This is a genomic window from Nonomuraea aridisoli (assembly GCF_003236395.1).
Taxonomy (GTDB): Bacteria; Actinomycetota; Actinomycetes; order Streptosporangiales; family Streptosporangiaceae; genus Nonomuraea; species Nonomuraea aridisoli.
In genome coordinates this window covers 1-11,740 of the sequence record NZ_POUD01000283.1, presented here as the reverse complement: position 1 = coordinate 11,740, position 11,740 = coordinate 1, and the positions used below count along the sequence as shown (strand labels likewise).

General features: G+C 72.5%; 13 protein-coding genes. 5 read left to right on the top strand and 8 right to left on the bottom strand.

What is annotated here, in order from left to right; genetic code table 11:
• Positions 1 to 39 precede the first annotated feature (39 nt).
• On the top strand, positions 40 to 1,596 hold the full coding sequence (locus C1J01_RS40130; protein WP_235854979.1) for an AMP-binding protein: 1,557 nt from the start codon (positions 40 to 42) through the stop codon (positions 1,594 to 1,596).
• 6 nt (positions 1,597 to 1,602) lie between these two features.
• On the opposite strand, the gene C1J01_RS40125 is transcribed toward C1J01_RS40130, so the two are convergent.
• Both C1J01_RS40125 and C1J01_RS40120 read right to left on the bottom strand, forming a co-directional pair.
• Positions 1,603 to 2,007, bottom strand: coding sequence for a YybH family protein (locus C1J01_RS40125; RefSeq protein ID WP_111184285.1), 405 nt, complete (start codon positions 2,005 to 2,007; stop codon positions 1,603 to 1,605).
• A 79-nt stretch (positions 2,008 to 2,086) separates the two neighbouring features.
• Entirely contained in the window at positions 2,087 to 2,764 is a 678-nt protein-coding gene (locus C1J01_RS40120) for a cation efflux transmembrane domain-containing protein (RefSeq protein ID WP_438943178.1), read from the bottom strand.
• A 135-nt stretch (positions 2,765 to 2,899) separates the two neighbouring features.
• Between C1J01_RS40120 and aroQ the strand changes: the two genes are divergently transcribed.
• Entirely contained in the window at positions 2,900 to 3,355 is a 456-nt protein-coding gene (aroQ, locus tag C1J01_RS40115; protein ID WP_111184284.1) for a type II 3-dehydroquinate dehydratase, read from the top strand.
• Positions 3,356 to 3,363: 8 nt separating this feature from the next.
• Here the strand turns inward: aroQ and C1J01_RS40110 are convergent, their stop codons facing one another.
• Complete coding sequence (locus C1J01_RS40110) at positions 3,364 to 3,939, bottom strand: TetR/AcrR family transcriptional regulator (protein ID WP_111184283.1); 576 nt, start codon at positions 3,937 to 3,939, stop codon at positions 3,364 to 3,366.
• 104 nt (positions 3,940 to 4,043) lie between these two features.
• On the opposite strand from C1J01_RS40110, the gene C1J01_RS40105 reads away from it, so the two are divergent.
• Positions 4,044 to 4,856: an alpha/beta fold hydrolase gene (locus C1J01_RS40105; RefSeq protein ID WP_111184282.1), complete on the top strand. Its 813-nt coding sequence runs from the start codon at positions 4,044 to 4,046 to the stop codon at positions 4,854 to 4,856.
• A 2-nt stretch (positions 4,857 to 4,858) separates the two neighbouring features.
• Here C1J01_RS40105 and C1J01_RS40100 read toward each other — a convergent pair whose 3' ends face one another.
• The 5 genes from C1J01_RS40100 to C1J01_RS40080 all read right to left on the bottom strand — a co-directional run bounded on the left by C1J01_RS40100 (position 4,859) and on the right by C1J01_RS40080 (position 9,548).
• On the bottom strand, positions 4,859 to 5,524 hold the full coding sequence (locus tag C1J01_RS40100) for a GntR family transcriptional regulator (protein WP_220040349.1): 666 nt from the start codon (positions 5,522 to 5,524) through the stop codon (positions 4,859 to 4,861).
• A 108-nt stretch (positions 5,525 to 5,632) separates the two neighbouring features.
• Positions 5,633 to 6,637, bottom strand: a complete 1,005-nt coding sequence (locus tag C1J01_RS40095; protein WP_111184280.1) for a carboxymuconolactone decarboxylase family protein — start codon at positions 6,635 to 6,637, stop codon at positions 5,633 to 5,635.
• An 88-nt stretch (positions 6,638 to 6,725) separates the two neighbouring features.
• Positions 6,726 to 8,000, bottom strand: coding sequence for an alpha-amylase family glycosyl hydrolase (locus C1J01_RS40090; protein ID WP_111184279.1), 1,275 nt, complete (start codon positions 7,998 to 8,000; stop codon positions 6,726 to 6,728).
• A gap of 72 nt (positions 8,001 to 8,072) precedes the next feature.
• Positions 8,073 to 8,528, bottom strand: a complete 456-nt coding sequence (locus C1J01_RS40085; protein ID WP_111184278.1) for a VOC family protein — start codon at positions 8,526 to 8,528, stop codon at positions 8,073 to 8,075.
• 96 nt (positions 8,529 to 8,624) lie between these two features.
• Positions 8,625 to 9,548 (bottom strand): AEC family transporter, encoded by a 924-nt coding sequence (locus tag C1J01_RS40080; protein ID WP_111184288.1) that lies wholly within the window; start codon positions 9,546 to 9,548, stop codon positions 8,625 to 8,627.
• Between the two features lie 304 nt (positions 9,549 to 9,852).
• On the opposite strand from C1J01_RS40080, the gene ctaD reads away from it, so the two are divergent.
• The gene (gene ctaD / locus C1J01_RS40075) at positions 9,853 to 11,448 is read left to right on the top strand and encodes an aa3-type cytochrome oxidase subunit I (RefSeq protein WP_111184287.1); all 1,596 of its coding nucleotides are present in this window, start codon (positions 9,853 to 9,855) and stop codon (positions 11,446 to 11,448) included.
• Positions 11,449 to 11,453: 5 nt separating this feature from the next.
• Positions 11,454 to 11,693, top strand: a complete 240-nt coding sequence (locus C1J01_RS40070) for a DUF3040 domain-containing protein (protein WP_181449231.1) — start codon at positions 11,454 to 11,456, stop codon at positions 11,691 to 11,693.
• Positions 11,694 to 11,740: the final 47 nt, after the last annotated feature.

The window sequence follows — 11,740 nt, the reverse complement described above, 5'->3', positions numbered from 1 at the left end:
GGCGTACCTCGTCCCGGGGAAGAAAGGCCTGATGAGCCGATGATCGGAAAGTTGATGGAGCTGGGCGGCTTCGGGGTGGAGGCTGTCGTCACGCTGACCCGCAACGGGCTGCTGCGCCCGCTGCCGCCCAGGGTGCTGGCCCGTGTGGTGGAGGCGTACCGGACCTTCGACGTGTCGCTCGCGGCGGGCGTGGCGGCGGCCGCGGCCCGCTGGCCGGAGCGGCCCGCCGTGCTGGACGAGGACGGGGCGCTGACGTTCGCCGAGCTGGACGCCCGCTCCGCGGCGCTGGCCGCCGGGCTGCGCTCCCGCTACGGCGCGGGGCCGGGCACGACGGTGGCGGTCATGTGGCCCAACCACCGCGGCTTCGTCCTGGCCGCCGCGGCCGTGTCCCGCCTCGGCGTCGACCTGCTGCTGCTCAACACCGGGCTGGCCGGGCCGCAGCTGCGGGACGTCCTGCGCCGCGAGGGCGTCCACGTGCTCGTCGCCGACCCGGGCCTGGCGCGGGTCCCGTTCGGCGGCCCGCGCGTCAGTGACCTCGACGAGCTGGTGCGGGAGGGCGGGCCGCCCGTGCCGAGGCCCCGGCGCCCGGGACGGCTGGTGCTGCTCACCTCCGGCACGACCGGCGCGCCCAAGGGCGCCCCGCGCAGGCTCTCCCTGGGGGCGGTGGCGGAGCCGTTCGTGTCGATGCTGGCCACCGTGCCGGTGCGCGGCGGGGAGCCGATGTTGATCGCGCCGCCGCTGTTCCACGGGCTCGGCATCCTCTGGTACGCGGTCGCGCTCGCGCTCGGCTGCCCGGTCGTGCTCATGCGCCGCTTCGACCCGCCGGCCGTGCTGGACGCGCTCGAACGCACCGGCGCGGGCGGCATGGTCGCCGTGCCGGTGATGTTGCAGCGGCTGCTCGCCCTCCCGCCGCGGCGGCTGCCGCACCTGCGCGTGGTGGTCTCCGGCGGCTCGGCGCTGCGGCCCGACCTCGCCACCGCCTTCATGGACGCCTACGGCGACGTGCTCCACAACCTGTACGGCTCCACGGAGACCGGCTGGGCGGCCCTGGCCACGCCCGCCGACCTGCGCGCCGCTCCCGGCACGGTGGGCCGGCCGCCGCGCGGCGCCACCGTGCGCATCGAGGGGCCCGGCGGCCGTGAGCAGCCGGTCGGCGAGGTGGGGCGGGTCATGGTCGGCGGCGGCCTGACGTTCGGGACGGCCCCGCGCGGGGAGGACGGCCTGCTGGCCGCCGGCGACCTCGGCCACCGGGACGAGCGCGGCCTGCTGTTCATCGACGGCCGCGACGACGACATGATCGTCTCCGGTGGCGAGAACGTGTTCCCGCAGGAGGTCGAGAACCTGCTCGCCCGCCGCCCCGGCGTGGCCGACGTGGCGGTGCTGGGGGTGCCGGACGAGGAGTTCGGGCAGCGGCCGGCCGCGTACGTGGTGGCCGAGGAGGGGGTCACGCTGTCGGCGGAGGAGCTGAAGCAGGCCGTCAAGGAGGAGCTGGCCGGGTTCAAGGTGCCGCGGGACGTGGTGTTCGTGCCGTCCCTGCCCAGGAACCAGACCGGCAAGGTGGACCGGTCCCGGCTCCTGGAGGACTCGCGCTCGTGACGGCGGTTACGCGGTGCCGTGCGGGTTGTCGATGACGTAACGCCAGCGGCCGTCCGCGCCGCGGCGGACGACGTCGGTGGCGGTGCCGCTCAGATCGACCGCGCTGCCGTCGCGCGCGGTGCCGCGCATCGACCAGTCGACGACGAGCAGGGCGACGTCCCCGGCCACGTACGCGTGCCGGGGGCGGGCCTCGATCGGCAGGCCGAAGCTCTGCAGGTGACGGTTGGCGGCGGCCAGCGCGGGGCCGGTGACCGGGTGGCCCGGCACGGGCACGAGGACGGCGCCGTCCTCGTAGACGTGGTCGAACGCGCCGGGATCGCCGGAGTTCATCGCGGCGACGAACCGCACGGCGGGCTCGTCGGGGTCGCCGGCGATGACCAGGGGAGGCTGGGAATCGTCATGAAGGTTCATGACGAAATGATCGTACCATATTGGATCTACAATGTAAAGGCGGCGGCGGGGGACGAAACGTCGTGACCCGGGCGATGCTTCAGGAGTCCGTCGAAGCGTGACCGCAGGGTGCCGCGGCGGCCGGGACGGCGCAGCAGGTGTCGCCGCGCCAGGCCTCGCGGCCTTCCCTGACCGCGACGGCGGCGATCGCCAGGGCCGCGATCGGGTCGGCCCAGGACCAGCCGAACAGGCTGTTCAACGCCAGCCCGGCGAGCAGCACCGCCGACAGGTACGTGCACAACAACGTCTGCCTGGAGTCGGCCACCGCGCTGGCGGAGCCGAGCTCGCGGCCGGCGCGGCGCTGCGCGTACGACAGGAACGGCATGACGGCCAGGGACAGCGCGGCCAGGACCAGGCCGGGGGTGGAGGGCTCCGCCTCGCCGGCGCCGAGCAGCGCCCGGACGGCGTCGAAGGTGACGTAGGCGGCCAGGGCGAAGAAGGAGACGGCGATGATCCGCAGCGCCGTCCGCTCGCGGCGTTCGTGGTCGGCCGCGGAGAACTGCCAGGCGACCGCGGCGGCCGAGGCCACCTCGACGATCGAATCCAGGCCGAAGCCGATCAGCGCGGCGGAGGAGGCGATGGCGCCGGCGGTGATGGCCACCACCGCCTCGATCGCGTTGTAGCCGATGGTGGCGGCGACCAGCAGCCGGACGCGGCGCCGCAGCACCGCGCGCCGGGCCGGTCCGGGAAGTGGGCTCACGTCAGTATTCATCGCCATATGGCGATGATAGTCACATCATGGCATGCGTTGACAAGAGCGGTGGCGAGGGGTCCTGCGGGTCGTTAGGGTGCAAGCGGTTCCATCAAGGTCGGCGCGCCGGCGGCGCGCCCGCACGATCGTGAGCGAGACTCCATGCCTTCGGTGCTTGTCCTCAACGGCCCCAACCTCAACCTGCTCGGCACGCGCAAGCCGGAGATCTACGGCTCGGCCACGCTGGCCGACGTCGAAAGCCTGTGCCGCGGCACGGCCGAGAGGCTGGGGCTGGACGTGGAGTTCCGCCAGTCCAACCACGAGGGCGCGTTGATCGACTGGATCCAGGAGGAGGGGCCGCGGGTCAAGGCGGGGGAGTCGATCGGCGCGGTGCTCAACGCGGGCGCGTTCACCCACACCTCGGTCGCGCTGCACGACGCGATCGAGTCCGTCGAGCTGCCGGTCATCGAGGTGCACATCTCGAACGTGCACCGGCGCGAGCCGTTCCGCCACCACTCCTACATCTCGCCCGTGGCGACCGGCATCATCGTGGGGCTCGGCATCGCCGGGTACGGCCTGGCCATCACGGCGCTGCACGAACGTGCGGCGAAGGGCTGAGGGCGGGGTCAGCGGGTCCAGGAGTCGGCGAGGCCGGCCAGCGCGTCGAGCGCGGCCTCGACGCGTTCTTCGTCGCCGGTGGTGAGGTAGCCGATCTGCAGGCCGGCGTAGGCGGCGTTGAGCAGGGTGGCGTTGCGCAGCGCCACCTCGCCGGGCACACCGTGGGCGCGCAGCACCTCGGCGACGTACTCGGCGCGCCCGCCGAGCATTCTCGGCACGTACGGCCCGGTGAGGCGGCCGGCCGCGGACAGGCCCTCGATCTCGTGCAGCAGCCGCACCATCGGCAATTCCTCGGTGATGTGCCAGGCCCAGGAGGCGCGGACGACGTCGCCCAGGCTCCCGCCGGTCGTGCCAGGCCGGGGCAGGGCGGCCAGGCGTTCCCTCTGCCGCCGGTCGAGGTGGGCGAGGACGGCGCTGATGAGCTCGTCCTTGCCGGCGAAGTGGTGGGTGAGCACGTACGTGCTGTGGCCGAGGGCCTTGGCGAGCGGGCGCAGGGAGAGGCCGGCGACGCCGTGCTCGGTGAGGTAGGCGACGATCGCGTCGAGCAGCTCTGTGCGGCGCCGCGGATCGCGGGGCCTGGCCATGTCGTCTCCCTCTCTGCCGATCTCCGAGACGGTCAGCCTAGACGGTCGGCCGATTCGCATGACGGTCGTTATGCTCGGGGTTCGCGAAAGGAGCGACCGGGTCGATGACGTTCATGACGGAGAGACACGCGACGGTCCGCGGGCTGCGCCTGGCCTGGCTGGACGCGGGCGCCGGCCGGCCGTCCGGCGACGGGGTCGTGCTGGCGCTGCACGGGCACTTCGGGCGGGCCCGCATGTTCGCGCACCTGGCCGGCGCGCTGGGCCCGCGCTACCGGGTGATCGCCCTGGAGCAGCGCGGCCACGGGCACTCGGGCCGCGACGGCGACTTCGGCCCGGACGCGTACGTGGCGGACGCCGCCGCGTTCCTGCGCGAGCTCGGGGCCGGTCCCGTGGTGGTGCTCGGCCACTCCATGGGCGGGGTGGTCGCGTTCCGGCTGGCCGCCCGGCATCCGGAGCTCGTCAGGGCGCTGGTCGTGGAGGAGGGCGGCGCGGTCAACCGGCCGCCGGACGTGCCGAACCCCGTGCTGGACGTGAGCGGCTGGCCGCGCCGCGCCCCCACCCTGGACGCCCTGCGCCGGGCCATCGAGGCGCACGGCATCCCCGAGGCCGGCTACTTCCTGGAGAGCGCCGTCGAACACCCCGACGGGTGGGGGCTGCTGTTCGACCACGACGACATGATGGCCTCGCAGCGGGCGCTCGTCGGCGACTGGTGGGCCGACTGGCTCGGCTCCGGCTGCCCGGCGCTGCTCGTCCACGGCATGGACAGCTTCGTGCTGCCCACCGCGCTGGCCCGGCGGATGGCCGCGCGCCGGCCCGGCACCGTGCTGCGCGAGTTCCCCGGCTGCGGGCACTGGGTGCACGACGACGATCCCGCCGGGTTCGCCCGTGCCGTCCGGGAGTTCCTGGACGGGTTGTGAGCTCAGCTCAGGTCGGCGACCATCTGCTGCTCCACCTCGTCCAGGTGGACGGCGGCGGCGCGCTGCGCGCCCTCGACGTCCCGGGCGGCGATGGCGTCGAGGATCTCCAGGTGGCGCCGCGTGGAGTCGGCGACGCGGCGCCGCCCGGTCGCGCCGAGCGCCCGCAGCCACAACACGAACGGCTCGGCCGAGGAGCGCGCCCTGATCAGGCGGGCGTTGCCGGTGGCGGCGACGATCTCGTTGTGCAGACGGCTGTCGCTGGCGAAGAACGGCTCGTAGTCGCCGCGATCGGCGCGCCGCAGCGCCTCGACGGCCTCGTCGCGCAGGTCGGCGATCCGGTCCTGGGGCATCGTCCGCGCCGCGATCCCGGTGGCCACCCATTCGATGCCCTTGCGCAGCTGGCAGACCTCGCGGACGTCGGTGACGCCCGGCCGGGCGACGAAGGTGCCCGACCGGGGGCGGGTGACGATGAGCTGGTCGTGTTCGAGGCGGGCGAGCGCCTCGCGGACGGGGGTGCGGGAGACGCCGAACTCCGTCGCGATCGCCTGCGGGTCGAGCCGGGAACCGGGGGCGTAGGTCCCGCCGGTGATCCGGTCGCAGAGGATCCGGTAGAGCTGGTCCGCGATCGACTCCACGACAAGGGGCGAGCTCTTCGGCAGAGGCGCCACTTCGTCTCCCTTTGCGCGATATGTGAGTTAAGCGATCAGCTTAACCGCGCGCGGCGAGGCGATCCGGTTCCGCGGCGATGATTTCCGCCCGGGGTGGAGAAGCTCGGATCAGAGGGCGAGGTCGGCCTCGATGTGGGTGACGGCCGTCATGGCGCCGTACGCGAGCAGGTGGACCGTGCAGTGGTCGCTGAGACGGCGGTCGGTGGCCCGCCAGGCGGCGACGTCGGCGTCGGAGATGGCCTCCGGGGCCAGCCCGGCCAGGATCGCCACCCGCGCCCCCTCCCGTTCACCCGCCGGCAGGGGCTGGAGGGCGTCGTCCAGGAGGGCGTCTACGGATTCGGTGCTCAGGCGCCGCCCGCGGTGGCCGGCGATCACGCGTTCCGCGGTCGCGGATGCCGCGGGGGTGAGCAGGCCGGCGCCCTGCGCGGCGGTGGCGGTCAGGGCGGCGTACGCGGTGCCGATGGGCAGCCCGGCGGCCCACGCCGGCTCCTTCCCGGTGGGCAGATCCGCCAGCAGCGGCAGCGTGGTGCCGGGCGGCAGCACGCGGCGCAGACCGTGCAGCACCGGTGCGCCTTCGAACGCGGGCTCGTCACTCGGGTCCATGGTGCCCGGCGTGAGCCCCGGGGGCAGCATGGCGGCGGCCACCCGGTCGATGAAGTGGGTGAACAGCAGCGTGCCGGCGTACTCGGCGACCGGCCCGCCCGGGAACGGCTCCGGCTCCCTGCCGGCCACACCGGTCGAGGAGGCCCAGCTCAGCAGCGCCGCCAGCCGCTCGTCGGCCGGGCGTTCCCCGCGCGCGACCGTGTCGGCGAGCTCCGTCTCGCCCAGCAGCCGCAGCACCGACAGGAACGCCTCGACGTCGTAGGCCAGCTCGTTGGCCCGCGCCGCCCCCAGGGCCACCATCGTGCGCTCGAGCACCGGCGCGTCCCCGGCGAGCTGCGCCTCGCGCATCAGCGACCAGCCCGCCGCCATGAGCTGCGGCGCCGGCGACATCATCATGACCGCCGGCCCGATGCTGCTGAACTCGGCGTCGACCTGCGCGTACACCTCGGCCAGCGCGCCGCCGGCGCGGCCGGGGGCGACGGGGGTGATGTGGCGGATGAATGACGACATGTCAGATGCCCTTTCGAAGAGGTCGCGGGACATCGACTATCTCCGCCGCCACCGTGCCGCGTCGTCGTACGGGCGGAGTCACCCGCGTTTACTCCCCCGGAAGGAGCAAGGGTGCGCCCGGTGGAGTAGTGAGGACGCGCCACTCGTGGGCGGGCACCAGCGCCGGATCGGCGTCGCCGTCCCCCGCCCAGGGGCCGTCGTCCGGCAGGGGGAAGCGGTACGGGCCGTCGTCCAGGTTGAGGAGGGTGAGCAGGGCCTGCCCGCCGGCACTGGTGTGCAGGGCGGCGGTGCGGTTGTCGAGGTGGGTGACCCGGGTGCGGGCCCTGGCCAGCCATGGGTGCCGCCGGCGCAGCGCGATCAGCCGCCGGTGCAGCTCGAACACCTCCCGCCCCGAGCCGTCGAGCTCGGCCGGGGACGCCGGGAAGGCGGGGCGGACGGCGTCGTCGCCGCCCTCGCGCTCCTCCTTCAGGCCGCGCAGGCCCAGCTCGTCGCCGTAGTAGACGCTCGGGACGCCGCCCACGGTGAACAGCACCGCGAGGGCGTGGCCGAGGTGACGCGGGTCGTCCAGGCGCGTGGCCAGGCGGGTGACGTCGTGGTTGCCGGCGAACGTCAGCGGGGCGAAGGTGGCGAGCAGGTCGTCGTGCCGGCCCAGGGCGTGCGCCAGCTCGTACAGGTTGCGGTCGTTGAGCGAGCTCCAGATGGCCTTCCACAACTCGTACTGGGTGACGGAGTCGAGACCGGAGCGGGCGACGTAGTCGGCGTAGTCGCCGTGGATGACCTCGCCGACGAACCACGCCTCGGGATGGCGGGCCCGCACGCGCGGCAGCACCGCGGCCCAGAACCCGGGCGGCACGGCGTAGGCCGCGTCGAGGCGCCAGCCGGAGGCGCCCCTGCTCAGCCAGTGGTCCATGACCGAGACGACGTGGCGCCGCACGGCCTCCTGCCCGTGGTCGAGCGTGACCAGGCGATCGTGCCCCTCGAAGGTGTCGTTCGCGCCGTCCGGCCCCTTCCTGAGCCACCGGTGGTCCCCGGCGAACGAACGGCCGACGTGGTTGAACACGCCGTCGAGCACGATCCGCAGGCCGTGCTCGCGGGCGCGGGCGACCAGGGAGTCGAAGTCGGCGTCGTCGCCCAGGCGCGGATCGACGGCGAAGTGGTCGACGGTGTCGTAGCCGTGCGTCTCGGAGGCGAAGATCGGACCCAGCATGAGGGCGGTGCAGCCGAGCTCGGCGGCGTGGCCGAGCCACGCCTCGAGGTGGCGCAGCCGATGGTGTACGGGGCCGTCCCCGGCCGCGCCGGGAGCGCCGGTGAAGCCCAGCGGGTAGACGTGCCAGAACACCGCCCGCTCAGCCCATGACGCCATGGGATTACGGTAGTCGGTCGCCTCCGGGCACTCGGGCGGGGGCCCGGCGGACCGGGCCCCCGCCGCACGTGGTCAGACGCCCGCGGCCTGCTCCAGCGCCTTGATGTCGATCTTCTGCATGCCCATCATCGCCTGGGCGGCCCGCTGGGCGGTGGCCGGGTCGGGGTGGGTCAGCAGCTCGGACAGGCGGCGCGGGATGATTTGCCACGACATGCCCCAGCGGTCCTTCAGCCAGCCGCACCGCGACTCCTCGCCGCCCTCGGTCAGCCTGGCCCACAGCTCGTCGACCTCCTCCTGCGTCTCGCAGTCGACGTGCAGGGAGACCGCCTCGGTGAACGGGAACTCGGGGCGCCCGTTGAGCGCCAGGAACCGCTGGCCGGCCAGCTCGAACGTGACCGAAACGGCCGGCTCGCCCTCGCCGCGGCGCTGGACCTCGACGACGCGGGAGTCCGGCACCAGCGAGGTGTAGAACGTGGCGGCCTCCTCGGCCTGGTTCTCGAACCAGAGGCACGTGGTGATCTTCTGCATGGTATGTCCCTCCATGGGGCGTCGCTCGTGGTGTTCTCATCGACGCGTCGAACGCCCGGACCCGGAATCGACACCGCGCCTCGAAAATTTTCCGGCTCAGCCGAGGACGGCGCCGATCGCGGTCATGATCGGGATGGACAGGCCGGTGGTCAGCAGGACCGTCCCGCGCGCCATGCGCCGGCCGGTGTCGTAGGTGACGGCGTAGACGTAGATGTTCTGGGCTGTGGGCAGGGCGGCGAACAGGGTCGCGGCCAGCAGCTGGGTGCCGTCGAGGCCGAGCAGGAAGCGGGCGGTCACGTACGCGACGGCGGGCTGGGCGAACGCCTTGAGCGCGGCGGCCAGGGCGATGTCCTTGCCGACGCCGCTCTCGTCGGTGGCGGCCGGGGCGTGGCGGGAGCCGTACAGGCTGAGGCCGTAGGCCAGCAGCGCGACGGGCACGGCCGCGCCGCCGAGCAGCTCGATCGGGCGCATGACCGTGACCGGCAGGGAGATCCCGGCGAGCGCGAACGCCAGGCCGAGCAGCGAGGCGACGGTGAGCGGGTTGCGCAGCGGCAGCAGCAGCACCGCCCGCGCCGAGCGGGAGCCCTTGTCGAGGATGAGGAAGGCCCCCGGGGTCAGCACCAGGAGCTGGAAGAGCAGGATGGGCGCGACCAGCGCGGCGTCGCCGAGCACGTACAGCGAAATGGGCACGCCCAGGTTGCCGGCGTTGACGTAGGAGGAGGCGAGCGCGCCGATGGTGGCCTGCCGGGTGCCGCGCCGCCAGGCCAGCTTCGCCACCAGCACGAACACGAGCTGGGTGCAGATCACCGCGATGACCTGGGTCAGCAGCACGGGGGAGAGCAGCGCGGCCAGGTCGGCGCGCGAGACGGTGGCGAACATCAGCGCCGGGGTGGCCACGAAGAACGCCAGCCGCGACAACACGAGTTCGTCGCCGGCCCGCAGCACCTTGACGGCGCCGATGACGTAGCCGAGCACGGCGACCGACACCAGGGCGGCGAACGCCGCGACAACCCCCGACAACCTCATACCTCCCGGACTGGACGTTTCAGGAGGTTATCGGAGCGCATCCGGAAAGGAGCATCCCGGTACGACCCGGAAACCCTGTGACAGCCAGGACTTGCGGGACAGTTGCCTGAAGCAGGGCATATCACCCGACAGTGACGGGTAGAGCACTCTGCGTAGTGGCGCTGACCTGCCAGAACACCGTCCGGGGAGGAGCGCCGGCGGCACCACAGGGGGATCTCCGGTGAGCATCGACGAATCACGCGCGGAAGAGCCGCTGACGTCCGCGGCGGCTCCGTTGCGCCGCACCGGCAAGGGCCGGATGGTGGTGAACTGGCTCACGACGACGGACCACAAGGTGATCGGGTACATGTACCTGATCGCGTCGTTCGTGTTCTTCCTGGCGGCGGGCCTCATGGCCATGATCATCCGAGGTGAGCTGCTGCATCCGGGGCTGCAACTGGTGAACGCCGAGCAGTACAACGCGCTGTTCACCATGCACGGCGCCATCATGATGTTGTTGTTCGCCACGCCGCTGTTCGCCGGGTTCGCCAACGTCATCATGCCGCTGCAGATCGGCTCGCCCGACGTGGCCTTCCCGCGGCTGAACGCAGTGTCGTTCTGGCTGTTCCTGTTCGGCGGGCTGATCACCGTCTCCGGCTTCCTGACGCCGGGAGGCGGCGCGAGCTTCGGCTGGTTCGCCTACACGCCGCTGTCGGACGCGACCTACTCGCCGAGCGTCGGCGGGGACCTGTGGATCATGGGCCTGGCGCTGGCCGGGCTCGGGACGATCCTCGGCTCGGTCAACTTCATCACCACGATCATCTGCATGCGGGCGCCCGGCCTCACCATGTTCCGCATGTCGATCTTCACCTGGAACGTCCTGCTGACCAGCGCGCTCGTGCTGATGGCGTTCCCGGTGCTGGCCGCCGCGCTGCTCGCGCTGGAGGCCGATCGCAAGCTCGGCACGCACGTCTACGATCCGGCGAACGGCGGGCCGATGCTCTGGCAGCACCTGTTCTGGTTCTTCGGCCACCCCGAGGTGTACATCATCGCGCTGCCGTTCTTCGGGATCATCACCGAGGTGATCCCCGTCTTCAGCCGCAAACCCATCTTCGGGTACGTCGGCCTGGTCGGCGCCACGATCGCCATCTCCGGCCTGTCGATGACGGTGTGGGCGCACCACATGTTCGGCACCGGGCTGGTGCTGCTGCCGTTCTTCTCCTTCTTCACCTTCCTCATCGCGGTGCCTACCGGGGTGAAGTTCTTCAATTGGACCGGCACCATGTGGCGCGGGCATCTGACGTTCCAGACGCCGATGTTGTTCGCCGTCGGGTTTCTGGTCACGTTCCTGCTGGGCGGGCTGACGGGCGTGATCCTGGGCTCGCCGCCCCTGGACTTCCACCTCACCGACACCTACTTCGTGGTGGCCCACTTCCACTACGTCGTCTTCGGCACGGTGGTGTTCGCCATGTTCTCCGGGTTCTACTTCTGGTGGCCGAAGATGACCGGCCGGATGCTGAACGAGGGCATCGGCAAGGTGCACTTCTGGATGTTGTTCATCGGCTTCCACACCACGTTCCTCGTTCAGCACTGGCTGGGCGTGGCCGGCATGCCGCGCCGCTACGCCGACTACAGCGCCGTCGACGGCTTCACCGATCTGCACATGATCTCCTCGATCGGCGCGTTCATCCTGGGCGCCTCGACGCTGCCGTTCTTCTACAACGTCTGGTACAGCGCGCGGCACGGCGAGAAGGTCACCGTGGACGACCCCTGGGGGTTCGGCAACTCGCTGGAGTGGGCCACCTCCTGCCCGCCGCCCCGGCACAACTTCACCAGCCTGCCGCGCATCCGTTCCGAACGGCCCGCCTTCGACCTGCACTACCCGCATGCCGGCGGGGCCGCGGGAACGGAGTGACGGCCGTGGGGCTGTCGCGCCAGGAGAAAGCGATCCTGGCCGCGATCGAACGGGAGCTGCGCCGCAGCGGGTCACGGCTGGCCCGCCGCCTGGAGGAGTTCACCGCCAGGGCCGAGCGCGAGGGGCCGCAACGCTTCGCGGCCCAGGCCAGCAGGCGCGAGCTGCTGGCCGTGCTGGGCGCGGTGCTCCTGACGTCGGCCGCCCTGACCCTGGTGGTGCTGCTCGCCGGAGACACCCCGACCTGACCCTTCGGCCAGATCCCCCAGTCTGACCGCGAGCCCTGCCCCCGGCC